General features: G+C 68.8%; 23 protein-coding genes. 14 read left to right on the top strand and 9 right to left on the bottom strand.

The window, feature by feature from the left end; all coding sequences use genetic code 11:
• The first annotated feature begins 246 nt into the window (after positions 1-246).
• Positions 247-606 (top strand): VOC family protein, encoded by a 360-nt coding sequence (locus ASD38_RS24245; protein WP_156390542.1) that lies wholly within the window; start codon positions 247-249, stop codon positions 604-606.
• A gap of 56 nt (positions 607-662) precedes the next feature.
• On the opposite strand, the gene purD is transcribed toward ASD38_RS24245, so the two are convergent.
• Positions 663-1,949, bottom strand: a complete 1,287-nt coding sequence (gene purD / locus ASD38_RS03395) for a phosphoribosylamine--glycine ligase (RefSeq protein ID WP_056457617.1) — start codon at positions 1,947-1,949, stop codon at positions 663-665.
• Positions 1,950-2,106: 157 nt separating this feature from the next.
• Here purD and ASD38_RS03390 point away from each other — a divergent pair, with 157 nt between their 5' ends.
• The gene (locus tag ASD38_RS03390) at positions 2,107-4,176 is read left to right on the top strand and encodes an alkaline phosphatase family protein (protein ID WP_056457615.1); all 2,070 of its coding nucleotides are present in this window, start codon (positions 2,107-2,109) and stop codon (positions 4,174-4,176) included.
• Here ASD38_RS03390 and cytX read toward each other — a convergent pair.
• Positions 4,173-5,441, bottom strand: coding sequence for a putative hydroxymethylpyrimidine transporter CytX (gene cytX / locus ASD38_RS03385; protein ID WP_056435893.1), 1,269 nt, complete (start codon positions 5,439-5,441; stop codon positions 4,173-4,175). The two genes, ASD38_RS03390 and cytX, sit on opposite strands and share 4 nt — an antisense overlap.
• Before the next feature lie 223 nt (positions 5,442-5,664).
• Here cytX and ASD38_RS03380 point away from each other — a divergent pair, with 223 nt between their 5' ends.
• Positions 5,665-6,204 (top strand): calcium-binding protein, encoded by a 540-nt coding sequence (locus ASD38_RS03380; RefSeq protein WP_056457604.1) that lies wholly within the window; start codon positions 5,665-5,667, stop codon positions 6,202-6,204.
• Positions 6,205-6,219: 15 nt separating this feature from the next.
• Here ASD38_RS03380 and phoB read toward each other — a convergent pair whose 3' ends face one another.
• The 6 genes from phoB to ASD38_RS03350 form a co-directional block, all read right to left on the bottom strand.
• Entirely contained in the window at positions 6,220-6,912 is a 693-nt protein-coding gene (gene phoB, locus ASD38_RS03375) for a phosphate regulon transcriptional regulator PhoB (protein WP_012288542.1), read from the bottom strand.
• Between the two features lie 18 nt (positions 6,913-6,930).
• Positions 6,931-7,623, bottom strand: a complete 693-nt coding sequence (phoU, locus tag ASD38_RS03370; RefSeq protein WP_056435899.1) for a phosphate signaling complex protein PhoU — start codon at positions 7,621-7,623, stop codon at positions 6,931-6,933.
• Between the two features lie 19 nt (positions 7,624-7,642).
• A complete protein-coding gene (gene pstB, locus ASD38_RS03365; protein WP_442856936.1) occupies positions 7,643-8,506 on the bottom strand; it encodes a phosphate ABC transporter ATP-binding protein PstB in 864 nt (287 codons plus the stop codon).
• Between the two features lie 52 nt (positions 8,507-8,558).
• On the bottom strand, positions 8,559-9,860 hold the full coding sequence (gene pstA, locus ASD38_RS03360) for a phosphate ABC transporter permease PstA (protein ID WP_056435901.1): 1,302 nt from the start codon (positions 9,858-9,860) through the stop codon (positions 8,559-8,561).
• Entirely contained in the window at positions 9,853-11,295 is a 1,443-nt protein-coding gene (gene pstC / locus ASD38_RS03355) for a phosphate ABC transporter permease subunit PstC (protein ID WP_056435902.1), read from the bottom strand. Before pstC ends, pstA begins: the two co-directional genes overlap by 8 nt.
• 285 nt (positions 11,296-11,580) lie before the next feature.
• The gene (locus ASD38_RS03350) at positions 11,581-12,969 is read right to left on the bottom strand and encodes a sensor histidine kinase (protein ID WP_056457588.1); all 1,389 of its coding nucleotides are present in this window, start codon (positions 12,967-12,969) and stop codon (positions 11,581-11,583) included.
• Between the two features lie 176 nt (positions 12,970-13,145).
• Between ASD38_RS03350 and ASD38_RS03345 the strand changes: the two genes are divergently transcribed.
• The 9 genes from ASD38_RS03345 to dapD all read left to right on the top strand — a co-directional run bounded on the left by ASD38_RS03345 (position 13,146) and on the right by dapD (position 24,025).
• On the top strand, positions 13,146-16,421 hold the full coding sequence (locus tag ASD38_RS03345) for an autotransporter outer membrane beta-barrel domain-containing protein (protein WP_056435906.1): 3,276 nt from the start codon (positions 13,146-13,148) through the stop codon (positions 16,419-16,421).
• Positions 16,422-16,656: 235 nt separating this feature from the next.
• On the top strand, positions 16,657-18,120 hold the full coding sequence (locus ASD38_RS03340) for a porin (protein WP_056457570.1): 1,464 nt from the start codon (positions 16,657-16,659) through the stop codon (positions 18,118-18,120).
• 124 nt (positions 18,121-18,244) lie between these two features.
• Positions 18,245-19,297 carry a sulfate ABC transporter substrate-binding protein gene (locus tag ASD38_RS03335; RefSeq protein WP_056457567.1) on the top strand — a complete coding sequence of 351 codons (1,053 nt, stop codon included), beginning with the start codon at positions 18,245-18,247 and terminating at the stop codon, positions 19,295-19,297.
• 156 nt (positions 19,298-19,453) lie between these two features.
• Complete coding sequence (gene lovK / locus ASD38_RS03330) at positions 19,454-20,575, top strand: photosensory histidine protein kinase LovK (RefSeq protein ID WP_056435913.1); 1,122 nt, start codon at positions 19,454-19,456, stop codon at positions 20,573-20,575.
• A gap of 18 nt (positions 20,576-20,593) precedes the next feature.
• Complete coding sequence (locus ASD38_RS03325) at positions 20,594-21,070, top strand: response regulator (RefSeq protein ID WP_056457564.1); 477 nt, start codon at positions 20,594-20,596, stop codon at positions 21,068-21,070.
• 3 nt (positions 21,071-21,073) lie between these two features.
• Positions 21,074-21,349, top strand: a complete 276-nt coding sequence (locus tag ASD38_RS03320; protein ID WP_056457561.1) for a SemiSWEET family sugar transporter — start codon at positions 21,074-21,076, stop codon at positions 21,347-21,349.
• 243 nt (positions 21,350-21,592) lie between these two features.
• Positions 21,593-22,507 (top strand): acetylglutamate kinase, encoded by a 915-nt coding sequence (gene argB, locus ASD38_RS03315; protein WP_056457558.1) that lies wholly within the window; start codon positions 21,593-21,595, stop codon positions 22,505-22,507.
• Positions 22,504-23,163 carry a pyrimidine 5'-nucleotidase gene (locus ASD38_RS03310; protein WP_056435924.1) on the top strand — a complete coding sequence of 220 codons (660 nt, stop codon included), beginning with the start codon at positions 22,504-22,506 and terminating at the stop codon, positions 23,161-23,163. Before argB ends, ASD38_RS03310 begins: the two co-directional genes overlap by 4 nt.
• A 1-nt stretch (position 23,164) precedes the next feature.
• The gene (dapD, locus tag ASD38_RS03305; protein ID WP_056435925.1) at positions 23,165-24,025 is read left to right on the top strand and encodes a 2,3,4,5-tetrahydropyridine-2,6-dicarboxylate N-succinyltransferase; all 861 of its coding nucleotides are present in this window, start codon (positions 23,165-23,167) and stop codon (positions 24,023-24,025) included.
• Between the two features lie 41 nt (positions 24,026-24,066).
• Here the strand turns inward: dapD and ASD38_RS03300 are convergent, their stop codons facing one another.
• A complete protein-coding gene (locus tag ASD38_RS03300; RefSeq protein WP_056457555.1) occupies positions 24,067-24,522 on the bottom strand; it encodes a cupin domain-containing protein in 456 nt (151 codons plus the stop codon).
• Between the two features lie 52 nt (positions 24,523-24,574).
• On the opposite strand from ASD38_RS03300, the gene dapE reads away from it, so the two are divergent.
• Both dapE and ASD38_RS03290 read left to right on the top strand, forming a co-directional pair.
• Entirely contained in the window at positions 24,575-25,744 is a 1,170-nt protein-coding gene (gene dapE / locus ASD38_RS03295) for a succinyl-diaminopimelate desuccinylase (RefSeq protein WP_056457553.1), read from the top strand.
• Positions 25,744-26,184 (top strand): EamA family transporter, encoded by a 441-nt coding sequence (locus ASD38_RS03290; protein ID WP_056457550.1) that lies wholly within the window; start codon positions 25,744-25,746, stop codon positions 26,182-26,184. Before dapE ends, ASD38_RS03290 begins: the two co-directional genes overlap by 1 nt.
• Positions 26,185-26,186 lie beyond the last annotated feature (2 nt).

The following is a 26,186-nucleotide window of genomic DNA, read 5'->3' as shown; positions in this document are numbered from 1 at the left end:
CGGCCCCGCGGCAGCTTGAGCCGTCCCTCGAAAGCCGGCTACAATCGCCAAGTCGAAAAAGGGCCATGGACCGGACGAGGTAAGCCCGGTCGCTCCGACTTTCGGAGAACCTGTACCCTCGCCTCACGGCTGGGACCCACGACGAGACGACGGCGCATCGTGCGCCGCCGGCTCGGCGTGCGAGGTCCCGATGTCGATACCGATAGAGCCACCCGTGCGCCGCGCCTCACCTGAAGGAGTGCGCTGATGCGCCTGAACCACATCGACTTGCCCGTGCCCGACGTCGCCGCGACGCGGGACTTCTTTGAAACCTGGCTAGGCTTCACCCACGAGCGCACCCTGGGCCAGGACGGCCTGTCCATCCTGCGCGACGACGCCGGCCTGGTGCTGGTGCTCAGCCGGCTGCGCCGCGACGGGGCCCAGACCTGGCCGATCCCGTTCCACATCGGCTTCCACCTGGAGAGCCAGGAGGCGGTGTCGGCGCTCCATGCTCGCCTGGCGGCCGGCGGCCTCGCCGTCGCCCCGCCGACCATGCAGCACGGCGCGTTCGGCTTCTACCTGACCGCGCCGGGCGACATTCTGCTGGAGGTGGCGCACCGCGCCTAGACACCGCGCGGAACGGAGACAGGCGCATGCGCCTGTCTCCAGCCGCGGCTCCGCTCTCAGCCGTGCTGGCTCAGCGCCCGCCAGCCGATGTCCGAGCGATAGAACCCGCCCTCCAGCGACACCGTGCCCAGGGCCGCGTAGGCCACGTCGCGGGCCTCGTGCAGCGTCGCGCCCAGGGCGCAGACATTGAGCACCCGGCCGCCCGAGGCCGTCAGCCGGCCCTCGGCGTCGCGGGTCGTGCCGGCGTGGAAGATCACCGCCTCGCCGCCGAACTCGCTGTCGGCGCCCTGGATCAGGCCGCCGGTCTTGGGGGCGTCGGGATAACCTTCGGCGGCCAGCACCACGCAGATCGCCGCCTGGTCGCGCCAGACCGGCTTGTCGGCGCCGGCCAGCTGACCGCGCGCGGCGGCCAGCAGCAGCGGGACCAGGTCGCTTTCCAGCCGCAGCATCAGGGTCTGGCATTCGGGGTCGCCGAAGCGGGCGTTGTACTCGACCAGCTTGGGGCCCTGGGCGGTGAGCATCAGACCGGCGTAGAGCACGCCGACATAGGGGCAGCCCTCGGCGGCCATGCCCTCGACGGTCGGGACGACCAGTTCGCGCCAAGCCTGCTCGACCAGGGCGTCGGTCAGGACCGGCGGCGGCGAATAGGTGCCCATGCCGCCGGTGTTGGGACCCTCGTCGCCGTCATAGGCGCGCTTGTGGTCCTGAGCCGCGCCGAACAGCATGGCGGTCTTGCCGTCGCAGATCGCGAACAGCGAGGCCTCCTCGCCGTGCATGAACTCCTCGATCACCACCCGCGCCCCGGCCGAGCCGAAGCGGCCGCCCAGCATGTCCAGCACGGCGGCGTCGGCCTGCGCCCGATCGGCGGCGATCACCACGCCCTTGCCGGCCGCCAGGCCGTCGGCCTTGATCACGAACGGCGCGGTCAGGGTGTCGAGGAACGTTCCGGCCGCGGCCGCGTCGGTGAACACGCCATAGGCCGCCGTCGGCAGGCCGTGGCGGGCGCAGAAGTCCTTGGTGAAGGCCTTGGAGGTTTCCAGCCGGGCGGCCTGGGCGCTGCCGCCGAAACAGGGGATCCCGGCCTTGGCCAGTTCGTCGGCCAGCCCGACCTCCAGCGCCGATTCCGGACCGACGACCACCAGGTCGGCGGCGATCTCCCGGGCCAGGGCCACCAGGCCCGCGACGTCGGTCACCTTCACCGCGCGCAGCTCGGCCACCTGGGCGATACCGGGATTGCCCGGCGCGGCCACCAGGCGGCCGCACAGCGGCGACTGGGCGATCTTCCAGGCCAGGGCGTGCTCGCGTCCGCCGGACCCGACGAGCAGGATGTTCAGCTTTTCCATGAGGCCGGGGTGTCGCGTGGCCAGCGCGCGGGGTCAAGACGAATGCGGCGCGCGGGGAGCACCCTCATTGGCGGCACATTGACATAACTCTCTCAAAAGTAGCATCTTCCCACCCATGCTCCGAGCGACTTCGAACGCCGGGCCGGGGGGAAGCGCCATGACACTCAAGAACATCGAACACGTCGTCGTGCTCATGCTCGAGAACCGCACGTTCGACAGCATGCTGGGCTGGACCTACGAAAAGGACTCGCCGACCTTCATCCCGCCGGCCACCGGGCCGTATCGCGGGCTGCAGGCGGTCAATCCCAACGATTTCCTCAACACGGCGCTGAGCGGCACGCTCGCCGCCAAGCCCACGCGCGGCGTGACCGGCTTCACGGTCCCCGACTTCGCGCCCGGGGAGTCGTTCCAGCAGGTCCTGACCCAGTTCTACAACACCCGCACGCCCAAGCCCGACGACCCCGTCACGATGAAGGGGGTGCTGGCCGACTTCGTCGAGGTCCTCAAAGCGCGCAAGCTGAGCGACGCCGACATCCGTCGCCTGGGACCGATGGTGATGCAGAGCTTCACCCCGGCCCAGGCCCCGGTGCTGAACCAGCTCGCCCGCCACTACGCCGTCAGCGACGCCTGGCACGCCTCGGTGCCGTCGCAGACCAATCCCAACCGCGCGTTCCTGATGTGCGGCACCTCGAACGGCATGATCAACAACGGCGACCTGGAGACCGATCCGCGCGCCAAGGAGATCCAGAGAATTGTCGGCATGGCGATCGGCGACGACCGCGTCGACGCGCCGACGATCTTCAACGCCCTGGAAACGGCGGGGGCCGACTGGAACGTCTTCTACGAGACCAGCTACCTGCCGCAGAAGATCTCGACCCTGCTGAAGGAGATCGGGATCATCGCGCCCTTTGTCCCCTTGCTCCGCGAGGTCTACCTGGCGCTGAAGCCCTACACCGACTACCTGGTGGGCCTGACCTCGGGCGCCCTGGAGTCCTGCTACACTTGGCGGCTGTTCCCACAGATCAAGGCCAAGATTCCGGGCGCGGAAAACCGCTTCCGCAAGACCGAGGAGTTCCACCGCAGGGCGCGCGCGGGCAAGCTGCCGATGTTCAGCTATATCGAGCCCTTCTGGTCGATTTCCCACAGCACCGTCGACAACAAGGGCTACGAGAACCTGTTCTCGGCCCTGGGCAACGACTACCACCCGCCCGGCAGCGTCCTGGCCGGCGAGCAGTTGGTGAAGGAGGTCTATTCCAGTCTGATCGCCAACAAGGCCGCCTGGGAAAAGACCCTGCTGCTGATCACCTTCGACGAGTTCGTGGGTTCGTTCGACCACCAGACCGCCGACCTGAAGCCCGGCAAGGTCAAGCCGCCGTGGGGCGCCGGCAAGCCGCCCTATCAGAACAGCGCCGGATTCAAGTTCGACCGCCTGGGCGCGCGGGTGCCGACCATCGTGGTCTCGCCCTATGTCCAGAAGGGATCGGTGTTCCGCTCGAAGACCGACACGCCCTTCGACCACGCCTCGGTGATCACCACCATGCTGGAGAAGGTCGGGCGTCCCGACCTGGTGGCCCAGTTCGGCGAGCGGGCCAAGAACGCGCCCAGCTTCAGCCACGCGGTGACGCTGACCACGCCCCGCACCGATCCTATCCTGCCGTTCGTCGATATGCCGCGCCGGAACGGCGACCCGGTGCTGTACGGTCAGACCTTCCATCTGAAGAACCAGCACGGCGTGTACCTGGCCCCCGCCGTCTGCGCGCTGAAGGTGACCAACTCGGTGTTCTCCAAGGCGATCATGGACCTCTTGGTGGCGTTCGACGTCGCCGCCTATTTTCCGAAGATGGACAAGACCAAGGCGCCGGTGTCGTTCGTCACGACCCTGCCCGATCCGACCGCCCAGATCCCCGACCATTCCCTGGTTCTGCTGGTCTCGCGCGAGCCCGGGCCCGGGGCCCGCAACGTCCTGGGGGCCTGGGACGATTCCCGCTCGTGCTACTATCACGACGAGTATCTCGAGGGGATCAATCTCAAGAAGCAGACCTGGGTGGTCAGCAACATCGACCATCCCGGCCAGCCGCTCCTCTACGGCGGGAAGGTCATCATCCACAACCTGCACTTCCGCGATCAGCGGCTGTCGCAAGACAACCGGATCGGGATGTCCCAATGGGTGACCACCCGCAAGGACGGCGACTACTGGACAATCGAGCCGGGCCCGGTCGGGGTCTAGGTCGAGCGCTTCCGTACGGCCTGGAGCGCCAGATAGACCACCGCGGCCGCCGCGAAGGCCGGCAGGGTGGCGCCCACCTCGGGCGCTGTCCTGCCGAGCGCCTGATAGGCGCCGACGCCGATCGCCCAGGCGGCCAGGCCCGGGAGGTTCAGCCCCAGGGTCTGGGCGTCGGCGGCCTCGACGCGGCGGCGGCGCACGATGAAGTGGTCGGCCAGCAGCACGCCGAACAGCGGCGCGAACACCGAGCCGATCAGCAGCAGGAAAGTCTCGTAGCGCGCCATCGGCGCCAGCAGGGCGACGGCCGTGCAGACCACGCCGAAGCCCAGGGCCAGGCGGGTCGGGCGGATCGGCGCCAGGGTCGCGGTCGAGACCGCCGCCGAATGGATGTCGGCGAAGGTGTTGTCGGTCTCGTCGATGACGATCAGCAGCAAGGCGATCCCGCCGCCGCTGGCCGCCAGGGCCGACAGCAGCATCCCCTGCCCGCCCCCGGCCGCCAGGGCGTAGGCCGCGCCCAGGCCCATGAACCAGACATTGGCCAGCAGGTATCCGACGGCGCTGCCCTGGAACATGCCGCGCGGCGAGCGGCCGAAGCGGGTGTAGTCGGCGATCAGCGGCAGCCACGACAACGGCATGGCCACCACCAGGTCGACCCCGGCCCCGAAGCTCATCTCGCCGGTGCCCGCCTTGGCCAGCAGGGCCGCCAGGTCGTGCTCGGCCAGCAGCCGCCAGGTCAGCCAGCCCGCCCCGGCCAGTAGCAGCCACAAGCCCCAGGCGCGCAGGAACCGCCGCACGAACGACACCGGCCCCATCACCGCCAGGCCGGTGGCCAGGCCGCCGAACAGCAGCGTCCATAGCAGGGGATTGGAGACTCCGAAGGTCTGCCGGGCCAGGGCGTCGGCCGAGTCGCGCATGGCGATGATCTCGAACGCGCCCCAGCCGGTCAGCTGGACGGCGTTGAGCACCGCCGGGATCGCCGCCCCGCGCGCGCCCAGGGCCAGCCGCAGCGACCCCATGGCCGAAAGCCCGGTGTCGGCGCCGACCACGCCGGCGGCGGCCAGCAGCAGCGCGCCCAGCACCGAGCCGGCGACGATCGCCGCCAGCGCCGCGCCCAGGCTCAGTCCGGGGACCAGGAAGGCGCCGGCCTGCAGCACCAAAAGGCCGATCCCCAGGCTGAACCACAGCGAAAAGGCGTCGAACGCGCCGAACGCCCGGCGCTCGGGCGGCACGGGCGTCAGGGGATCGTAGGAGTCGGCGGGGTGAAGCATGGGCGGTGATTAGCAGGAACAGCGCGGCCGCGTCATCCAGGCCTTCTGCCGTGGGGGAGGACCTGAAACACGCGGTTTTCGGCCTCGGTCGGGGGAGGGGCAAGAACGGGCGGCGGAGGTGAGTTCGCGCTGTGGTGTCGGCGCGAATTTGGGAAACACGAGGTTCTTCGGCGCGTTGGTTCGAATTCCGGCGCCTCCGGGGCGCGTAACAGGAGCCCAGATCATGGCTCGCATTGATGGAACCAACCGGGCGGACACTCTCGAAGGCGGCGCGCAAGGCGACGTCATCTACGGCAACGGCGGCGATGACGTCCTTTGGGGCAAGGGCGGCAAGGATCAACTCTATGGCGGAACGGGCGATGATGTTCTGCACGGCGGCGACGGCGCGGACCGGCTGCAGGGCGGCCCCGGCAACGACACCTATATCGGCGGCGACGGCGCGGACCGCTTCGTCTTCACCGACGTCCCCGCTTCGGGCTCGACCTTGGAGACCGTCACGGTCTACCAGATCGGCGACGTTCTCGATTTCAGCGACATCGACGCAAACTGGAACCGTGACGGCAACCAGGCCTTCCGCTGGCTGGGCCATGGCGATTTCACGGGCCGCCCCGGCGAGATGATCATCCGCCACTATGGCGAAGGCATGAGCGCCTACACCGAGATCTTCGTGGACGTCGACGGCAACGGCCTGGGGGACATGGCGGTCAAGCTGAACAACGGCTGGTTCGACTTCAATCCCGGCAACGGCGACCTGATCCTGTAGGGTCGGCGCGGCGCCTTACGCCGCGTCCAGATCCAGCGAATACCCCGCCGACCTCACCGTGCGGATCGGATCCCCGTCCACGTCCCCGTTCAGCGCCTTGCGCAGCCGCCCGATGTGCACGTCGACCGTCCGCGCCTCGACATAGACGTCCGAGCCCCAGACCGCGTCCAGCAGCTGTTCGCGGCTGAACACCCGGCCCGGGTGCTGCATCAGGTAGTCGAGCAGGCGGAACTCGGTCGGGCCCAGGTGGACTTCCTTGCCCTGGCGCTTCACGCGGTGGGCCACCCGGTCGATGACGATGTCGCCGACCGTGATGCGGTCGTCGGCCAGGCCCGGGCGGATGCGGCGCAGCACGGCGCGGACGCGGGCGGTCAGCTCGATCATCGAGAACGGCTTGACCACATAGTCGTCGGCCCCGGTGTCGAGGCCGCGGATCCGGTCGCTCTCCTCGCCGCGCGCCGTCAGCATGATGATCGGCACGTTGCGGGTTTCGGAGCGGCCGCGCAGGCGGCGGCAGACCTCGATGCCCGAGACCTTGGGCAGCATCCAGTCGAGGATCACCAGGTCGGGCGCGCGCTCGGAGGCCATGGTCAGGGCTTCCTCGCCGTCGCCGGCCACGCCGACGACATAGCCTTCCTTGTCGAGATTGTAGTGCAGCAGCGTGGCCAGGGCGTCTTCGTCTTCGACCACCAGAACGTACGGAGTCACTTGCGCCGGCCCTCTTGCTTAGTTCGACAGGGTGTCGAGCTTGGGCCGCTGGGAGATGATCTCCTCGCCGGTCAGCTCGAAATGGATGATCTCGGCGATGTTGGTGGCGTGGTCGCCGATCCGCTCGAGGTTCTTGGCGACGAACAGCAGATGGGCGCACGGATTGATCGTCCGGGGATCGCCCATCATGTAGGTCAGCAGTTCGCGGAAGATGGCGTTGTAGTGCTCGTCCACCTCCTCGTCGCGGCCCCACACGCCGATGGCGCGCTGCAGGTCCGAGGCGGTGTAGGCGTCCAGCACGTCCTTCAGCCGGCCCTGGACCAGGCGGCCCATGCGTTCGATCGAGCGGGTCAGGGCGCTCATCGGATCGGCCTCGGTCAGGATCAGGGCCCGCTTGCCGATGTTCTTGGCCATGTCGCCGCAGCGTTCCAGGCTCATCGAGATCTTCAGGGCGGCCACGGCGTGGCGCAGGTCCACGGCCATCGGCTGGCGCAGGGCGATCAGGCGGAACGCCTTGCGCTCGATCTCGGCCTGCAGGGTGTCGAGCCGCTCGTCGCGGGCCACGACCTGCTGGGCCAGGGGCGCGTCGCGGCGGGCGATGCAGTCGATGGCGTCGGCGACCTGGGCCTCGGCCAGGCCGCCCATGCGGGTGACCTCGGCCGTGAGGTGGTTCAGCTCTTCGCCGTAGGACTTGACGGTGTGTTCAGTCATCTCTTGTGCGTCCTGCCGGTCAGCCGAAGCGGCCGGTGATGTAATCTTGCGTGCGGGTGTCGCGAGGATTGGTGAACATCTCCTCGGTCGGACCGCTCTCGACCAGCTTGCCCAGGTGGAAGAAGGCGGTCTTCTGCGAGACCCGGGCGGCCTGGGCCATCGAGTGAGTGACGATGACGATGCAGTACTGGTTGCGCAGTTCGTCGATCAGCTCCTCGATCTTGGCGGTGGCGATCGGGTCGAGGGCCGAGCAGGGCTCGTCCATCAGGATCACCTCGGGGCTGACGGCGATGGCGCGGGCGATGACCAGGCGCTGCTGCTGACCGCCCGACAGGCCGGTGCCGGCCTGGTGCAGGCGATCGGCGACCTCGTTCCACAGGCCGGCCTTCTTCAGGCTGGCCTCGACGATGGCCTCGAGCTCGGCCTTGCCGGTGGCCAGGCCGTGGATCTTGGGGCCGTAGGCGACGTTCTCGAAGATCGTCTTGGGGAACGGGTTGGGTTTCTGGAACACCATGCCGACCCGCGAGCGCAGCACCACAGGGTCGACGCTCTTGGCGTTGACGTCGGCGCCGTCGATTTCGATCGAGCCGGTGACCTTGGCCGACGGGATGGTGTCGTTCATCCGGTTGATGCAGCGCAGGAAGGTCGACTTGCCGCACCCCGACGGGCCGATGAAGGCGGTGACCGACTTGGCCGGCACGTCCAGGCTGACGTCGAACAGCGCCTGTTTCTCGCCGTAGAAGACGTTGACGTCGCGGGCCCGGATCTTGAACTCGCTGGTGGTCACGTGGCCGTGGCCGGCGGGGATGGCCGACGCCAGGGTCGGAGCCCCGCTCTGGCGTTGGGAGGCGGCGATCGTGTCGTCGCGGTTTTCGGTCGGCATGGCGTGTCCCAGCGAAAGCGGAGAAGCGAGGGGATTGAGGACGGTCATTGGTCTACCACCGGCGTTCGAAGCGGCGGCGCAGGATCACGGCGGCGGCGTTCATGACGATCATGAAGACCAGCAGCACGATGATGGCCGCGGCGGTGCGTTCGTGGAAGGCGCGCTCCGAGGCGTTCTCCCAGATGAACACCTGGACCGGCAGCACGGTGGCCGAGCTGGTGAAGGTCTCCGGCGCGCCGGGCACGAAGGCGACCATGCCGATCATCAGCAGCGGCGCGGTCTCGCCCAGGGCGTGGGCCAGCGACAGGATGGCGCCGGTCATCACGCCGGGCATGGCCAGCGGCAGCACGTGGTGGAACACCGTCTGGGCCTTGGAGGCGCCGACGCCCAGGGCGGCTTCGCGGATCGAGGGCGGCACCGCCTTCAGCGAGCTGCGGGTGGCGATGATCACGGTCGGCAGGGCCATCAGGGCCAGCACCAGCCCGCCGACCAGCGGCGAACCGCGCGGCACGTGCAGCCAGTTGATGAACAGGGCCAGGCCCAGCAGGCCGTAGACGATCGACGGCACGGCGGCCAGGTTGTTGATGTTGACCTCGATGACGTCGGTCCAGCGGTTCTTCGGGGCGAACTCCTCCAGATAGACCGCGGCCATCACGCCGACCGGAATGGCGATCATGGCGGTGATGATCAGCATCATGGCCGACCCGATCACCGCGCCCCAGACGCCGGCCTGTTCGGGTTCGGTGGAGTCGGAGTTGGTGAAGAACTTGGTGTTGAAGCCGGCCTTGACCGTGCCTTCCTTCTTCAGGCGGTCCAGCCAGTCCAGCTGCTGGTTGTCGAGCTTGCGGTCTTCCTCGGCGGTCGCCCGCTGGATCTCGCCCTTGTAGTAGAGGTCGGCGTCGGCCTTGACCGAGCCGGTGACGTCGACGGTCTTGCCGATCAGCGACCGGTCCTTCTTGATCATCTGCAGCAGCTGGTTGCCGAAGTCGCGCGAGACCAGATCCTGGACCTTGCTCGACACCGTGCCCAGGTCGTCGTCCTGGACGCCCAGCTTCTTCATCATCGCCTCGGCGACGATGTAGTCGTAATTGACCCCTTCCAGCGCGTTGGTGTCGATGCGCTCGGGGTTCAGATAGACCGGCACCGTCAGGGTGTGGGTCTCGAAGGTCGAATAGCCCTGGGCGACGATGCGGCCGACCAGCACCACCAGGAAGATCATGGCGACGATGATCGCCGCCATGCCCTGGGCGCGGAACAGCTTCTCGGAGCGGTGGCGCTTCCTGAGCAGGGCCTCGCGGGCCGACAGCGTCGGGCGGGCGGCCGGCGCGCCGGGCTTTAGGGCGGCGTCAGTCATATTGTTCCCGGTACTTCTGGACGATGCGCAGGGCGATGATGTTGAGGCCCAGGGTGACCACGAACAGGGTCAGGCCCAGGCCGAAGGCCGACAGGGTCTTGGGGCTGTCGAATTCCTGGTCGCCGGTCAGCAGGGTGACGATCTGGACGGTCACCGTGGTGACGGTGTCCAGCGGGTTGGCGGTCAGCTTGGCCTGCAGGCCGGCGGCCATGGTGACGATCATGGTCTCGCCCACCGCGCGGGACACGGCCAGCAGCATGGCGGCCATGATCCCCGGCAGGGCGGCGGGCAGGACCACCTTCTTGACGGTCTCGGACTTGGTCGCGCCCATGGCGTAGCTGCCGTCGCGCAGGCTCTGGGGCACGGCGTTGATGATGTCGTCCGACAGCGAGGAGACGAACGGGATCAGCATGATCCCCATCACCACCCCGGCCACCAGGGCCATCTGGTTCTGGACCTGCATCAGGTACTGGCCGATCCCGTCCAGCGGCCCGCCGACCAGCTGCTCGCCGACGCCGTTGAAGAAGGCTCTAAACAAGGGCCCCACGGTCAGGGCGGCGAAGAAGCCGTAGACCACGGTCGGCACGCCGGCCAGGATCTCGAGCAGCGGCTTGATCGTCGAGCGCAGGCCGCGACCGGCGTATTCCGACAGGTAGATCGCCGAGTAGAGGCCGATCGGGGCGGCCACCAGCATGGCGATCATCATCACCAGGAAGGTGCCGGCGAACAGCGGCACCGCGCCGAATGCGCCCGCCGAGGCCACCTGGTCGGCGCGCATGGCGATCTGCGGCGCCCATTCGGTGCCGAACAGGAAACCGAGGATCGGCACGGTCTCGAAGAAGCGCCAGCTTTCGTAGATCAGCGACATGACGATGCCGAGCGTGGTCAGCACGGCGGCGACCGAGCAGGCGATCAGCACGCCGGCGATCCAGCCCTCGACCCGGTTGCGGGCCCGGAATTCGGTGTTGATGCGCGGGGTGGCCAGCATGAAGCCGGCCAGGGCCAGCAGGCCGGCCAGGCCCAGGACCGAATAGCTGACGATGCCGTCGATGCGCTTGGCCTCGACGACCTTGGCGTCGAACGCGGTCTTCAGGGCGCCGTCATAGGCCACCTCGCTGGCGGCCTGGCCGGTGGCGACGGCGTTGACGTCGCTGAAGAACACGTCCTGGCGATCCGCCGTCAGGGCCTGCACCACGGCCGGGCGCTGGGCCTGCAGCATGGCGTCCTCGACCCGGCCGCCGAACATGGCGCCCAGTAGCAGCAGCAGCGCCGCCGGGGCGCCGGCCCACAGGGCCGCGTACAGACCGTAATAGTTCGGCAGCGAGTGGAGCTTGGCCGCGGAGCCGCCGGAGGCCTTCAGCGCGCGGCCTCGGCCGGCCATGAAAGCCGCGCCGGAGAACAGGGCGAGAAACAGGAGCGAGAGCCAGGTCAGCATGCGTGCGGCGGGGTCTTGCGCGAAGGGATGCGATGACGGCGCACAGCGCGCCGTACCGCCCAGCCGATCTATGCCGGGCGGGCGCCGACCTTATGCGACGTCTTGACGACAGTTTTGCGACAGCGGCCAGGAAGGGCCTCCTTGAGACCCCAAGCCGTTGTCATCCCGGACAAGCTCGGCGAAGCCGAGCGCAGATCCGGGACCGTCGGAAGCGCTGAGTTCACGCGTCGGCCCCGAACCTTCGCGCTGCGCGCTCATCCGGGATGACAGCCTGAGTCTAAGGCCTCAATCCCCCGCACCCCGCGCCATCGGGAAATACACCCCGAACGTCGCCCCCTCGCCCTGCACGCTCTCCACCGTCATGCCGCCCCGGTGGCGGTTCATGATGTGCTTGACGATGGCCAGGCCAAGGCCCGTGCCCGAACGCTCGCCGCTCTTCTGGCCCTCGACCCGATAGAATCGCTCGGTCAGGCGCGGCAGGTGCTCGCGGGCCAGGCCCGGGCCCCGGTCGCTGACCCAGAGCGACGCGTAGCGCTCCTCGACGGCGTGGTCGGGGGTCAGCAGCGACATGCGCGCCGCGGCGGGGTCGCGCGGCGCGGCGGCCATGTCGGCGGTCAGCCCCGAGAAGATCTCCACCCGCACGACGCCGTCGCGCGGCGTGTATTTGATGGCGTTGTCGACCAGGTTCTGGATCACCTGGACGATCTGGTCGCGATCGCCCTCGACCACGGCCGCGCCGCGCGGCGGCAGGACGGGATCGAAGGTCACGGCCTTGTCCTTGGCCTGGGGCGTCAGGGCGTCCAGCACGTCGATCGTCGCCATCGCCAGGTCGACCTGGCCCAGCGGCGCGATGTGCTCGTTCAGCTCGATTCGCGACAGGCTCATCAGATCGTCGATCAGCCGCGCCATCCGCTCGGCCTGGGCCTGCATGATGCCCAGGAACTTGTCGCGCGCGCCGACGTCGTCCTTGGCGTGGCCGCGCAGGGTCTCGATGAAGCCCGACAGCGAGGCCAGGGGCGTGCGCAGCTCGTGGCTGGCGTTGGCCAGGAAGTCGGCGCGGGTGCGCTCGCTGCGGCGGGCGTCGGTCTCGTCGCTGAGGATCAGCAGGGCCAGGCGCGAACCGCGCTCGTCGACGCCCAGCGGCGCGCAGTGCGCCGCCCACTCGCGCCCCTGGGCCCCGCCGCCGACATAGTCGACCGAACGCCGCACGCCGCCGAACAGGCTTTCGTCCACCGCCTCCAGCACCTGAGGGCTGCGCAGGGCCGAGACCAGCAGCCCGCCGCGCGGCTGCAGCTTGAACAGGTCCCGCGCCGCGGCGTTGGCGAACACGAATCGCCGGCCGGTCAGGTCGTCGGCCTCCTCGGCGGCGATGACCATCAGCGGATCGGGCAGGGTTTCGAGAATCAGGCCGAAGGGCGGCGGCTGGTCGACCAGGGCCGGGGCGGGCGCCGGGGCGACCGAGTCGACGGACCGGGTCAACACCCGGCGGGCCAGGACATAGCCGGTCACGCCGCTGATCAGGGCCAGGGGAACCGCCGCCGTGGTGTTGGCCCCGCCCGCCGCCGCCAGCGCCAGAAGGGCCGCGGGTCCGGCCAGCACGGCCCCCCAGACGCCCAGCGGCGTGCTGATGGACCCATCGGAACGGGCTGACGAGGACGGCGAGGCCATCGGCATGCGGCAGTCTCGATTTTTCGCGAAGGGAGGATTCGGTGAACCAGATATGGCGCCCCGGGAACGCTTGCGATAGACCGTCAAACGCCTAGAAGCACGACAGCGGCGGAAAGCACCGCAATTTCGCCGCAACGTGCCGCAATCTGGGGTCTGGGTTTATCTCCGAGGTGTCGTTCGTAATGCAGCGCAAGGTCCTGGTCGCGACAGTCGCAACCGCTCCTCTCCTGGCCATGGCGTTCGGCGCTTATGCTGAGACCGTCATCAACACGGCCCGTACGACGCCGATCGCCACGGCGACGGCGACGGCCGCCGCCGGGCCCGACGACGTGAAGGTCGACACCGGCGGGGGCATCACCCTGACCACGGCCGGGCCGCTGATCACCCTGAACAGCAACAACAAGGTCTCGATCGGCGGCAACGGCCTGACGAGCGTCGGCGTGAACGACTCCACCGGCGTCCTGATCCAGGGCGGCATGACGGGCTCGGTGATCAACAACGCGGCCATCAGCCTGACCGAGGACTACACCCCGACCGACGACGACAAGGACGCGTCCGGCGCGGCCAAGCCGGACGGCGATCTCGACGGTCCGTTCGCCAAGGGCTCCAACCGCTACGGCATCCATCTGGTCGGGCCCGGCGTCTTCACCGGCGACATCACCCAGAGCGCGGGCGGCTCGATCACGATCGAGGGAAACAATTCGGCCGGCATCTGGCTTGAGACCGGCCAGGTCGGCAACCTGACCACCGGCGGCACGATCAACGTCATCGGCGACAACACCTACGGCGTCCGCGTCGCCGCCCCGGTGACCGGCAGGGTTTCGATCAACGGCGGCACGACCGTGACCGGCCTGAACGCCACCGGCGTGGCGATCGACGGCGCCGTCAGCGGCGCCGTCATCGTCCAGGGCGGCGTCACCACCACCGGCTATCGCTACACCACGCGTCCGGCGACCAAGGAATTGCGCGCGATTCTCGACGCCGACGACCTGCTGCAAGGCGGTTCGGCGGTGCGGGTGACCGCCAATGTCGGGGGCGGGATTTTGCTCGACGCGCCGCCTCTCGACACCGACACGGCCAACACCGACGAGGACGGCGACGGCGTCGCCGACGCCAGCGAAGGCACCGCGTCGCTGACCACCTACGGCGCGGCCCCGGCCCTGCTGATCGGCTCGGACACCCAGTCGGTCGCCATCGGCGCGGTCGGCACGGGCGACAACGCCTACGGCCTGATCGCCCGGGGCGGCGTCACCGCCAACGGCGTGTACGACGGCGTCACCGCCACCGGGATCCAGATCGGCGGAAACGCCGGCCAGACCACGACCATCGCCGGCGGCGCGCGGCTCGACAGCGCGATCACCGCCACCGCCTATGAAGCCAACTCGACCGGCGTCCTGGTCAAGGCCGGCGCGACCGCGCCCACCCTGTGGAACCGGGGCGGGATCACCGCCTTCAGCGTCTCCGAAGGCCAGTTCGACTCCCGCGCCGTCGCCATCGACGCCGGCGCCAGCGTCACCACCCTGCGCAACGCCGGTTCGATCTCGTCCACCCTGGGCGGCGAAAAGGGCAACGCCTATGGCGTGATCGACAACTCGGGCGCCCTGACCACCATCGAGAACACCGGCCGGATCTCGGCCACGATCGTGCCGACCGACGACAAGGACGACACCGACGACGCCGATCTGCTGGCCAGCAACGAAGTGGTCACCGGCAAGGCGATCGCCATCGACGTGAGCAAGAACACCACCGGCGTCACCCTGACCCAGTTCGGCGTCAATGACGGCGACGACCTGAAGGACGGCATCGCCGACGCGGACGCCGACGGCGACGGCGTGGACAACGCGGACGAGCCGACCCTGATCGGCGCGATCAACTTCGGCTCGGGCGCCGACACCTTCAACCTCCAGAACGGCCTGGTGGTCAGCGATGTCGCCTTCGGGGCCGGCGCCGACGCGCTGAACATCAGCGGCGGCGCCGCCATGCTCGGGGCCGTGCGCGACTCGGACGGCCAGCTGGCGATCAATATCGGCAAGGGCTCGCTGGGCCTGACCAACGCCGAGACCATCAACGCCACCAGCCTGACCCTGGGCGCGGACGCCAAGATGGCGTTCACCGCCGATCCGGCGGCCGGCACGCACACCCAGCTGGTGGTCTCCGGCCCGGTCAACATCGCCGCGGGCGCCCAGCTGGGCCTGCGGCTGACCAGCCTGCTGACGACCCCGACCAGCTACACGGTCATCACCGGCGGCACGCTGACGGCCGGCGCGATCAACCAGGACCTGCTGGGCGACACGCCGTACCTGTACGTGGCCGGCAGCCGGGTCGACACCAACAACGTCTATCTCGACGTGCGTCGCCGCACCGCGACCGAGATCGGCATGAACCAGTCCCAGGCCTCGGCCTACGACGCCACCTTCGCGGCGCTGAGCAAGGACGCGGACATCGCCAAGGCCTATCTGGCCCAAACGACCAAGGACGGGCTCCTGGGTCTCTACGACCAGATGATGCCCGACCAGGGCGAAGGCTTCTTCGCCGCCATGCAGGACGTCAGCCACGCGATCTCGGTCGCCACCCGCTTCCGCCCCGATCCGGGCGATCGCTACGGGCCCGACAGCCTGTGGATCCAGGAAATCAACACCCTGGTGCGGCGCGACACCGACGAGACCATGGGTTCGGACACCCAGGCCTTCGGCTTCGTCGGCGGCTACGAAGCCATGGGCGACGCCGGCGGCGCCCTGGGCCTGACCCTGGCCTATGTCAGCATCGAAGAGCACGACATCGCCGCCAAGGTGGGCGAGCAGACCACCGGCAACTTCGTCGAGCTGGGCGCCTACTGGCGCCGCGCGGTCGGCGGCTGGCGCTTCAATCTCGGCGGCGGCGGCGGCTACGGCTGGTACGACGGCGACCGGACGTTCAACACCGGCGACCTGAACGGCGACGGCGCCGCCGACGTCCAGCGGCACAACAGCGCCAAGTGGAACGGCTCCACGTTCAACGCCTTCGCCGGCATGGCCTACGAGGCCAAGTTCGGACGCTACTTCACCCGTCCCGAAGCCTCGCTCGACTACCTCTATCTGAGCGAAGGCGAGCGCAAGGAATCCGGCGGCGGCGACGGCTTCGACCAGATCGTCCACAAGCGCAACTCCGACAGCCTGATCGCCGACGCGGGAATCGTGTTCGGCGCCGACTATGGCCGCGACCTGTGGTGGCGCCCGGAAGTGCGGATCGGCTATCGCCAGCTGCTGGCCGGCGAGATCGGCAACACCGTGGCCCAGTACACCAACGGCGGCGCGCCCTTCACCCTGGCCTCCGGCACCGACAAGGACGGCGCGGTGACCCTGGGCTTCGCCCTGCGGGCCGGCACGCCGATGTCCTATCTGGCGCTCGAGGCCAACGCCGAGGCGGCCAAGAAGCAGAAGCGCTACAATCTCAAGCTCACCGGCCGGGCGATGTTCTAGGCCTCGCCGGTCCCCCTGGACTTCGGGGGCGAATATGACGAACACTGACGAACAGGGCCCGCGCTTCGGCGTGGGCCCTTTTTCGTTCTGGATTCCAGTAGCTTGACCATGCGCCGAGCAAGGGCCTGAAGGAAAACTCAAAGCCTCGCGGGCTTATCTCTATTTAACACGTAGGAATAATCGTCTTTTGTCCAATCGAACCCGGCGCCGGCCAAGGCGTCGAGAGGGGAACAGCATGACCAAGACCCAGACCGTCCTCCGCACGGCCCTGATCGCCGGAGCCTCGCTTCTGGCCCTCGCCGGCGCGGCGCACGCCCAAGCCGGCCAGGGGGGGACGGCCGTCCAGACCCCCGAGCAGCAACAGGCCCGCATCGAAGCCCTGGAGGCCCAGCTCGAGGCGCTGTCCAGCCAGATCGCCGACCTGAAGGCCGCCACCGCCGCCAGCCTGAAGGACGTGCGCACCGCCCAGGCGGCCACCACCGTCAGCGTCGCCAACGGCAAACCGACCATCGCCTCTGGCGACGGCGCCTTCAGCGCCAACATTCACGCGGTGATGCAGCTGGACGCCACCTGGTACAATCAGGACAGCGGCCTGCCCGCCTCGACGGTCGGCCGCGACCTGAACAGCGGCACGAACTTCCGCCGGGCCCGCCTGGGCGTCGACGGCAAGGCGTTCAAGAACTTCGAATACGGGGTCCTGCTGGACTTCGGCGGCTCGGGCGTCGACGGCGCCGGCGCGCTGCAGGAGATCTACCTGCAGTACAACTACGCCCCCTTCAAGGTTCGGGTCGGGGCCTTCGCGCCGAACCTGGGTCTGGAGGACGCGGCCTCGACCAACGGCTCGCTGTTCCCGGAGCGGGCTTCGGGCGCGGAAGCGGCCCGCGGCCTGGCCGGCGCCGACCGCCGCATCGCCCTGCAGGGCCAGGCCGTCGGCGAGCGCTGGATCGTCTCGGGCGCGGTGACCGGCGCCAAGACCGGCGACGGCGCCACCTTCGACGAGCAGCTGGGCTATGTCGGCCGCGTCGCCTTCATCCCGTTCAAGGGCCATGACTGGCTGACCCATGTCGGCGTCAACGCCAGCCGGATCGTCCAGCCCGCCCAGATCGCCGCGGCCGGCGCCTATCCGATCACCGTCGAAGACCGCCCCGAGCTGCGCACCGACGGCACGCGCCTGGTCAGCTCCGGCGCGATCGACTCGTCGGGCGCCCGCCACTACGGCTTCGAACTGGCCGCCCAGAAGAAGAACTTCCTGATCCAGGGCGAGTATTTCGACATCGCCCTGGACCGCCGCAACAAGCCCGCCAACCTCACCGACCCGAAGTTCTCGGGCTGGTACGTCGAGGGCGGCTGGGTGCTGACCGGCGAGCAGCGCAAGTACAACCCCGCCAACTTCGCCTTCGACGCCCCGCCCGTCACCAATCCGTTCGATCCCAAGACCGGCCAGTGGGGCGCCTGGGAGCTGGCGGCCCGCTATTCGGTGCTCGACCTGAACCACCACGAATACGCGACCGTGGCGGCCGACCGGGTGCGCGGCGGCCTGCAGGAGATCGCCACCGTCGGCCTGAACTGGTTCCCCAACTCGGTGACCAAGTTCTCGCTGGACTATCTGGACGTCGACATCGACCGTCGCGACGCGGCGGGCGTTCAGATCGGGCAGAGCTACAAGGCCGTCAACCTGCGCAGCCAATACGCGTTCTAGGCATGAACGGAGCCGCGTCCCCGCCCGGCGGGGACGTGGATCGGCGCCGCGCGCGGCGCCGCCAGCCAGGGCCGGGTTGGTCGCAAGCGTACAAGATCCACCTTCTCAAGCGAGCGACATCGCCATGATCAAAGATCTCAAGACCCCCACGCGACGCGGTCTTCTGGGTTCGGCCACGGCCGGGGCCGCGGCCCTGGCGGTCCCCGCCGCCCTGGCCGGCCCGGCCCGCGCCCAGGGCGTCAAGCCGCTGACCCTGCTCAATGTCAGCTACGACCCGACCCGCGAGCTCTACAAGGACGTCAACGCCGCCTACGCCAAGTACTGGAAGCAAAAGGTCGGCCAGGACCTGACCATCAACCAGAGCCATGGCGGTTCGGGCAAGCAGGCCCGGTCGGTGATCGACGGCCTGCAGGCCGACGTCGTCACCCTGGCGCTGGCCTACGACATCGACGAGATCGCCGCCAGGGCCAGGCTTCTGCCGGCCAACTGGCAGTCGCGCCTGCCCAACAACTCCACCCCCTACACCTCGACGATCGTGTTCCTGGTCCGCAAGGGCAATCCCTGGAGGATCAAGGACTGGGGCGACCTGATCAAGCCGGGCATCGACGTGATCACCCCCAACCCCAAGACCTCGGGCGGGGCGCGCTGGAACTACCTGGCCGCCTGGGCCTGGGCCCTGAAGCAGCCGGGCGGCAACCCCGCCAAGGCCGAGGCCTTCGTCGGCGAGCTGTTCCGCCACGTGCCGGTTCTCGACACCGGGGCGCGCGGCGCGACGACCAGCTTCACCCAGCGCGGCCTGGGCGACGTGCTGCTATCGTGGGAGAACGAGGCCTACCTCGCCCAGGAGGAGCTGCCGGGCAAGTTCGACATCGTCTATCCGTCGATCTCGATCCTGGCCGAGCCGCCAGTGGCTCTGATCGACAAGAACGTCGACCGCCACAAGACCCGCCTGGCGGCCGAGGGCTATCTGAACTTCCTCTACAGCCCCATCGCCCAGGACCTGATCGGCAAGAACCACTACCGCCCGCGCAACGCCCAGGCGGCGGCCAAGTACGCCGGCAAGTTCAAGTCCCTTCCGCTGGTCACCATCGACGACACCTTCGGCGGGTGGAAGAAGGCCCAGGCCGCCCACTTCGCCGACGGCGGCCTGTTCGACAAGATCTACCGGCCGAAATAGGACGCGCCTTCAGGTCCTTCGGACCCCAAGGGCCGCGACGGCGGAAACTCTCGGAGTTTCCGCCGTCACGCATTTTAGGCCAATGTCTGGAACCCGACTCCGACGTCGGCGTTTCGGGGAACCACGGGGCATGTCAACAAGTCGGGCGTCCAACGAATGACGGACACATTGCGGTCGGAACGCGCGGCCGAGGAATTGGCCGCCGAGCATGGGGTCGGCGATCCGTTCGCGGCGGCGATCCGCGCCACCCGCATGGCGATGGTCGTCACCGACGCGAGCCAGGCCGACAATCCGATCATCTTCGCCAACGACGCCTTCCTGGCCCTGACCGGCTACCGCCGCGACGAGGTGATCGGCCGCAACTGCCGCTTCCTGCAGGGACCCGACACCGACCCGGCCAGCATCGAGGCGATGCGGCGCGCCGTCGCCGACGGCCAGGACATGGCGATCGACATCCTCAACTACCGCAAGGACGGCACCACCTTCTGGAACGCCCTCTATCTGTCGCCCGTGCGCAGCAAGGCCGGCGAGATCGTCTATTTCTTCGGCTCGCAATTGAACATCAGCGACAGGAAGCGCGCCGAGCTGGAGCTGGGCGACACCCGCGAGCGGCTGGAGGCGGCCGTCGAGGCCCGCACCGCCGACCTGACCCAGGCCCTGCAGCAGAAGACCGCCCTGCTCCACGAGGTCGATCACCGGGTCAAGAACAACCTCCAGCTCATCTCCTCCCTGCTGCTGCTGCAGAACCGCCGCGTCACCGACCCGGCGGTCAAGAGCCACCTGCGCGGCATGCTGGAGCGGGTCAGCGCCATCGCCACGGTCCACCGCCGCCTGTTCCAGAGCGAGGACGTCGAGCGCTTCGACGTCGCGGCCTTCGTGCGCGATCTGGTCAGCGACATGATGGGCGGCGCGCGGCGCGACGACATCAAGGTCCGCCTGGACCTGGAGCGCGTCGACATCGCCGCCTCCAAGGCCGCGCCCCTGGCCCTGGTGATCAGCGAACTGTTCTCCAACGCCCTTCGCCACGCCTTCCCGCCGGAAGCGATGGCGGGGCGGACCGGCGAGGTGTTTGTCGGAATCACGCGGCAAGATGCGGATTTCCGGATCGAAATCACCGATAACGGCGTTGGGGTGGAGAATTCCGCATCGTCGGGCGGATTCGGTCTGACCATCGTCCAGCTGCTCTGCCAGCAGCTGAAGGCGCGTCCCCAGACCACGCCCGCCGATCCTGGAACCCGCGTCGTGGTGTATCTGCCGGTCAATGGCGTTCATCACTGAGATAGGTTGGATTTTGTGATGGACGAGCGCCCGCTCGATGTCTTGATCGTGGAGGACGAGGTTCTGCTGGCCACCGAGCTGGAGTTCCTGGTCGGGGAAGTCGGCTGCAACGCCGTCGGCCTGGCCATGAGCTCGGACGAGGCTGTGGCCATGGCCAACGACCTGCGTCCCGACCTGGCCCTGGTCGACGTCCACCTGCGCGACGGCCCGACCGGCGTCGAGGTGGTGCGCAAGATTCATGACGATTGCGGCGGCGTGGCCCTGTTCATGACCGCCAACGTCAAACGCCTGCCCGACGACTTCGCCGGCGCCTGCGGGGTGATCGGCAAGCCCTATTCCGAGCACGGCGTGAAGACCGCCCTGGCCTATCTGACGATCTGCCTGCGCGAAGGCCGGGCCCCCGGCCCCCCGCCGATCGGCCTGGAGCTGTCGCCGGCCTATGCCGAGCGCTGGGGCGTGACCGCCCTGCTCCGCGCTGTCCCGCACGCTGTCTAGGGCGTGAGCGCCAACCTCGCCGCCTCGGTCGTGGGCACGGCCGCCGCCCTGCTGTCGATCACCAGCTTCGCCCCGCAGATCATCAAGATCTGGCGCGAGAAGGACGCCTCGTCGGTGTCGCTGCGCACCTATGTGGTCACCGTCACCGGCTTTTCCTGCTGGATCGCCTATGGGGTGATGATCAAGGCCTGGCCGGTGATCGCCTCCAACACCGCCTGCCTTTTGATGTCGGGCGCGGTGCTGGCGCTCAAGTGGCGGTTCGGTCGGGAGGACCATTGAGCCTTCTGATGTTGTCATCCCGGGCGAAGCGAAGCGTAGACCCGGGACCCAGGTGAACCGCACCGCATCGGCCCAGTCCCCTGGGTCCCGGACAGCCTCCGCGAGGCTTCCGGGACGACAACGCTGGTTAGAGACGCGAAACCCTGGGGCCCGCCCGAGCCCGCTCAAAACTTCAGGCGACGCGTGACAGGGGTCCCGGGGTCCGCTATCGAGGCGCGCCTTTCGCCTTACAGGACCGCCGCCTTGACCGACGTCGCCGAGGAAGCGGGCTGGGCCACCGCCAAGACCCTGGCTGAAGCCCTGCCCTACATCCAGATCTACGACCGCGAGACGGTGGTGATCAAATATGGCGGCCACGCCATGGGCCAGGAGCAGGTGGCCAAGCTGTTCGCGGCCGACGCCGTGCTGCTCAAGCTGCTGGGCGTCCACCCCGTCGTGGTGCACGGCGGCGGCCCGCAGATCAGCCGCATGCTCGACAAGGCCGGCGTCAAGTCGACCTTCGTCGACGGGCTGCGCGTCACCGACGAGGCGACGATGGAAGTGGCCGAGATGGTGCTGTCGGGCGCCATCAACAAGGAAATCGCCAACTGGATCACCCTGGCCGGGGCGGAAGCCGACGTGCGCGGCGTGGGCCTGTCGGGCAAGGACGCCCGGATGATCACCGCCGAGAAGGTGACCCGCACCCGCAAGGACCCGGACAGCAACATCGAACAGGCCGTCGACCTGGGCTTCGTGGGCGAGCCGACCAAGATCGACCCGCACATCATCCAGGCCCTGCTGACCTCGGAAACCGACTACATCCCGGTGATCGCCCCGATCGGCGTCTCCGAGGCCGGCCAGACCTTCAACATCAACGCCGACACCGTGGCCGGCGCGCTGGCGGGCGCGCTGAAGGCCAAGCGGATGCTGATGCTGACCGACATCGCCGGCGTGCTGGACGCCGACGGCCAGCTGATCCGCCAGATGACCGTCGCCGAGGCCCGCGGCCTGATCGCCAGCGGCGTGGCCAGCGGCGGCATGATCCCCAAGCTGGAGAACGCCATCCACGCGGTGGAAAACGGCGTCGAGGCCGTGGTCATCCTGGACGGACGCCGTCCCCACGCCATGCTGGTCGAACTGTTCAGCGAGCACGGCGCGGGTACGCTCATCTCGAAATGACCGCCGATCTGACGCACGTCGAGACCTGGCTGTTCGACCTGGACAACACTCTCTATCCGGCCGAATGCGAATTCATGGCCCTGATCGAGGGCAAGATGACCGACTTCATGGAGAAGGCCACCGGCCTGCCCCGTGACGAGGCCCGGGCCATCCAGAAGCGCTACTACCACGAGCACGGCACCACCCTGGCCGGGCTGATGGCCCACCATGGCGTCGAGCCCAAGACGTTCCTGGACGAGGTGCACGACGTGTCGATGGACCGCCTGACGCCCGATCCGGCGCTGCGGGCGGCGATCGACGCCCTGCCCGGCCGCCGCCTGATCTTCACCAACGGCTCGCTGGGCCACGCCGATCGGGTGCTGAGCCATCTGGGCCTGGACCACCTGTTCGAGGACGTCTTCGCGATCGAGACGGCCGACTACCTGCCCAAGCCGGCCATGGCGACGTTCGAGAAGGTGGTGGCCCGCCACGCGTTCGGCCCCAAGGCCACGGCCTTCTTCGAGGATAGCGAGAAGAACCTCGCCCCCGCCGCCCTGCTGGGCATGACCACCGTCCTGGTCGGCGCCCACGCGGCCGCCTCGACCGCCGACTTCGTCCATCACCGCACGCACGACCTCGCCGGGTTCCTGACCTCGGCGCGCCTGAAGGAAGCCTGACATGACCGCCCAGAATCCCTCTGGATTGACCCTTGCCGACCTGCAAGCCGAAGTCGAAGCCGCCTGGGAGGCCCGCGACGGCGTCTCCACCGCCACCACCGGCCCGGTGCGCACGGCGGTCGAGGAGACCCTGCTGCTGATCGACGCCGGCAAGGCGCGGGTGTCCGAGAAGATCGACGGCGAATGGACCACCCACCAGTGGCTGAAGAAGGCCGTGCTGCTGTCGTTCCGCCTGAACCCCAACAAGGTGATGCACGCCGGGACCATGGGCGGCGCGGTCGGTCCGTGGTGGGACAAGGTCCCCAACAAGTTCGACGGCTGGGACGCCCCGCGGTTCGAGGCCGCCGGCTTCCGCGCCGTGCCCGGCTCGATCGTCCGCCGCGGCGCCTATGTCGGCAAGAACGTCATCCTGATGCCGTCGTTCGTGAACATCGGCGCCTATGTCGACGACAGCACGATGGTCGACACCTGGGTGACGGTCGGCTCGTGCGCCCAGATCGGCAAGCGCGTCCACCTGTCGGGCGGCGTCGGCATCGGCGGCGTGCTGGAGCCCCTGCAGGCCAACCCGACCATCATCGAGGACGACTGCTTCATCGGCGCCCGTTCGGAAGTCGTGGAAGGCGTCGTGGTCGGCGAGGGCTCGGTCCTGTCGATGGGCGTGTTCATCTCGGCCTCGACCAAGATCGTCGACCGCGCCACCGGCCAGATCCACATGGGCAAGGTGCCGCCCTACAGCGTCGTCGTGCCCGGCAGCCTGCCCGACCCCAAGGGCGGCCCCAGCCTGTCCTGCGCGGTGATCGTCAAGACGGTCGACGCCAAGACGCGGTCGAAGACCAGCATCAACGACCTGCTGCGGGACTAGGAACAGCGGCCGGGGACATGCCCTCGCGGCGTGTCCTCGCTCTAGTACGGCGTCCCGTCCTTGCGCCGGTAGAAGCTCTCCCCCGCCCGCGCGACCATGTCGATGTCGCTGTAGGTGCAGGTGTCCCGGTCCGGTCGCCGCGAACCCATCTCCAGCAGCATCGCCTCGCGGTCCGAGCGGTTCTCCAGGTGATGGCCGCTCTCGATCCCGGCCTTGAAGCCCGCGCAGTCGCCGGGCCGCAGGACCGTCTCGCCGCCATCCTCGACCAGCACGACCTCGCCTTCGACCACCCAGACGAACTCGTCCTCGGCCGAATGCCAGTGGCGCTGGCTGCTCCATTGGCCCGGCGGCAGGCGCATCAGGTTGACGCCGAACTGGTCGAGGCCCGCGAGGTCGCCAAGGGCCCAGCGCTGCCGGTCCCGGCACTTCGCATCGTGGGGCGGCGGATAGTCGGTCCCAACGCGCGTGGGGGCGGCGGGGATGTCGATCTTGGGCATGGCGGCGTTCTCGTGTTTGCGTCGGGCGCCAGGGGAGCCTAAAGCCAGGACAATGACTGACAACAGCCTCTCCCTCGACCCCGTCGCGCTTGATCCAGTGGCCTTGGCCCAGGCCCTGATCCGCCGTCCGTCCGTGACCCCGGCCGACGAAGGGGCGATGGACGTGCTGCAGCGGCAGCTGGAGGCCCTGGGCTTCAATTGCCGGCGCATGAAGTTCGGCGAGATCGAGAACCTCTACGCCCGGCGCGGAACCGCGCGGCCCAACCTCTGCTTCGCGGGCCACACCGACGTGGTGCCGGTCGGCGACAGCGCGGCCTGGACCGCGGGGCCCTTCGAGGCCGAGATCAAGGACGGCGTGCTCTACGGCCGCGGGGCGGTGGACATGAAGAGCGCCATCGCCGCCTTCGTCGCCGCCGTGTCACGCCTGCCCCAGGACCTGCCGGGCTCGCTGAGCTTCCTGATCACCGGCGACGAGGAGGGCGTGGCCGAGGACGGCACCGTCCGCGTCGTCCAGGCCCTGGCCGCCGAGGGCGAGGTCATCGACCACTGCATCGTCGGCGAGCCGACCAGCGCCAACCTGCTGGGCGACATGGTCAAGATCGGCCGGCGCGGCAGCATCAACGCCTGGATCGCCGTGGACGGCCGGCAGGGCCACGTGGCCTATCCACACCGCGCCGCCAACCCGATCCCGGTGATGGTCGACATCCTCTCGCGCCTGCAGAGCCGGGCGCTGGACGACGGCTATGCGGGCTTCCAGCCGTCGAACCTGGAAGTCACCACGGTCGATGTCGGCAACACCGCCACCAACGTCATTCCCGCCTCGGCCAAGGCCCGGATCAACATCCGCTTCAACCCGGCCCACAAGGGCAAGGACCTGCAGGCCTGGATCGAGCACGAGTGCCGCGAGGCCGCCGAGGGCTTCTCGGGCCGGGTCGAGGCGCTGTGCAAGATCAGCGGCGAGGCCTTCCTGACCGAGCCGGGCGCCTTCACCGACGTGATCGTCGCCGCCGTCGGCGACGCCACCGGCCGGGCGCCCGAGCTGTCGACCACGGGCGGCACCAGCGACGCGCGGTTCATCCGCAGCCTGTGTCCCGTGGTCGAGTTCGGCCTGGTCGGGGCCACCATGCACGCGGTCGACGAACGGGTTCCGGTCCAGGAGGTCCAGGACCTGGCCAACATCTACCAGGCCCTGATCGGCCGCTATTTCGCGGCCTTCGCCTGATGGGCCGCGCCGCCCTGACGAGCTGGCCCTTCTGGGCGCTCGCCTCGGCGGTGTTCGCGGCCCTGACCGCCATCCTGGCCAAGGTCGGGATCGACGGCGTCGGCTCCAACCTGGCCACCTTCATCCGCACCGTGGTGATCCTGGGCTTCGCGGCCCTGATCCTGACGGTCGCCGGCGAGTGGCGCGCGCCCGGTTCGATCGCACCGCGGTCCTGGCTGTTCCTGGTGCTGTCGGGCCTAGCCACCGGGGCTTCGTGGCTCTGCTATTTCCGGGCCCTGAAGCTGGGCGAGGCGGCCAAGGTCGCGCCGGTCGACAAGCTTTCCGTCGTGTTCGTGGCGATCATCGCCGCCGTGTTCCTGGGCGAGAAGCTGTCGGCCCTGAACTGGCTGGGCGTGGCCCTGATCGCGGCCGGGGCGGTGCTGGTGGCCCTAAGATTTTGAGG

The sequence above is a fragment of the Caulobacter sp. Root487D2Y genome (assembly GCF_001427165.1).
Classification (GTDB): Bacteria; Pseudomonadota; Alphaproteobacteria; order Caulobacterales; family Caulobacteraceae; genus Caulobacter.
This window is presented reverse-complemented; position numbering and strand designations above follow the sequence as displayed.

What these genes read in the sequence shown, in the direction of transcription:
- ASD38_RS24245 (WP_156390542.1), top strand. Translation starts at nt 247, where the DNA reads ATGCGCCTGAACCACATCGACTTGCCCGTGCCCGACGTCGCCGCGACG.
- purD (WP_056457617.1), bottom strand. Translation starts at nt 1,949, where the DNA reads ATGGAAAAGCTGAACATCCTGCTCGTCGGGTCCGGCGGACGCGAGCAC.
- ASD38_RS03390 (WP_056457615.1), top strand. Translation starts at nt 2,107, where the DNA reads ATGACACTCAAGAACATCGAACACGTCGTCGTGCTCATGCTCGAGAAC.
- cytX (WP_056435893.1), bottom strand. Translation starts at nt 5,441, where the DNA reads ATGCTTCACCCCGCCGACTCCTACGATCCCCTGACGCCCGTGCCGCCC.
- ASD38_RS03380 (WP_056457604.1), top strand. Translation starts at nt 5,665, where the DNA reads ATGGCTCGCATTGATGGAACCAACCGGGCGGACACTCTCGAAGGCGGC.
- phoU (WP_056435899.1), bottom strand. Translation starts at nt 7,623, where the DNA reads ATGACTGAACACACCGTCAAGTCCTACGGCGAAGAGCTGAACCACCTC.
- pstB (WP_442856936.1), bottom strand. Translation starts at nt 8,506, where the DNA reads ATGCCGACCGAAAACCGCGACGACACGATCGCCGCCTCCCAACGCCAG.
- pstA (WP_056435901.1), bottom strand. Translation starts at nt 9,860, where the DNA reads ATGACTGACGCCGCCCTAAAGCCCGGCGCGCCGGCCGCCCGCCCGACG.
- pstC (WP_056435902.1), bottom strand. Translation starts at nt 11,295, where the DNA reads ATGCTGACCTGGCTCTCGCTCCTGTTTCTCGCCCTGTTCTCCGGCGCG.
- ASD38_RS03350 (WP_056457588.1), bottom strand. Translation starts at nt 12,969, where the DNA reads ATGCCGATGGCCTCGCCGTCCTCGTCAGCCCGTTCCGATGGGTCCATC.
- ASD38_RS03345 (WP_056435906.1), top strand. Translation starts at nt 13,146, where the DNA reads ATGCAGCGCAAGGTCCTGGTCGCGACAGTCGCAACCGCTCCTCTCCTG.
- ASD38_RS03340 (WP_056457570.1), top strand. Translation starts at nt 16,657, where the DNA reads ATGACCAAGACCCAGACCGTCCTCCGCACGGCCCTGATCGCCGGAGCC.
- ASD38_RS03335 (WP_056457567.1), top strand. Translation starts at nt 18,245, where the DNA reads ATGATCAAAGATCTCAAGACCCCCACGCGACGCGGTCTTCTGGGTTCG.
- lovK (WP_056435913.1), top strand. Translation starts at nt 19,454, where the DNA reads ATGACGGACACATTGCGGTCGGAACGCGCGGCCGAGGAATTGGCCGCC.
- ASD38_RS03325 (WP_056457564.1), top strand. Translation starts at nt 20,594, where the DNA reads ATGGACGAGCGCCCGCTCGATGTCTTGATCGTGGAGGACGAGGTTCTG.
- ASD38_RS03310 (WP_056435924.1), top strand. Translation starts at nt 22,504, where the DNA reads ATGACCGCCGATCTGACGCACGTCGAGACCTGGCTGTTCGACCTGGAC.
- dapD (WP_056435925.1), top strand. Translation starts at nt 23,165, where the DNA reads ATGACCGCCCAGAATCCCTCTGGATTGACCCTTGCCGACCTGCAAGCC.
- ASD38_RS03300 (WP_056457555.1), bottom strand. Translation starts at nt 24,522, where the DNA reads ATGCCCAAGATCGACATCCCCGCCGCCCCCACGCGCGTTGGGACCGAC.
- dapE (WP_056457553.1), top strand. Translation starts at nt 24,575, where the DNA reads ATGACTGACAACAGCCTCTCCCTCGACCCCGTCGCGCTTGATCCAGTG.
- ASD38_RS03290 (WP_056457550.1), top strand. Translation starts at nt 25,744, where the DNA reads ATGGGCCGCGCCGCCCTGACGAGCTGGCCCTTCTGGGCGCTCGCCTCG.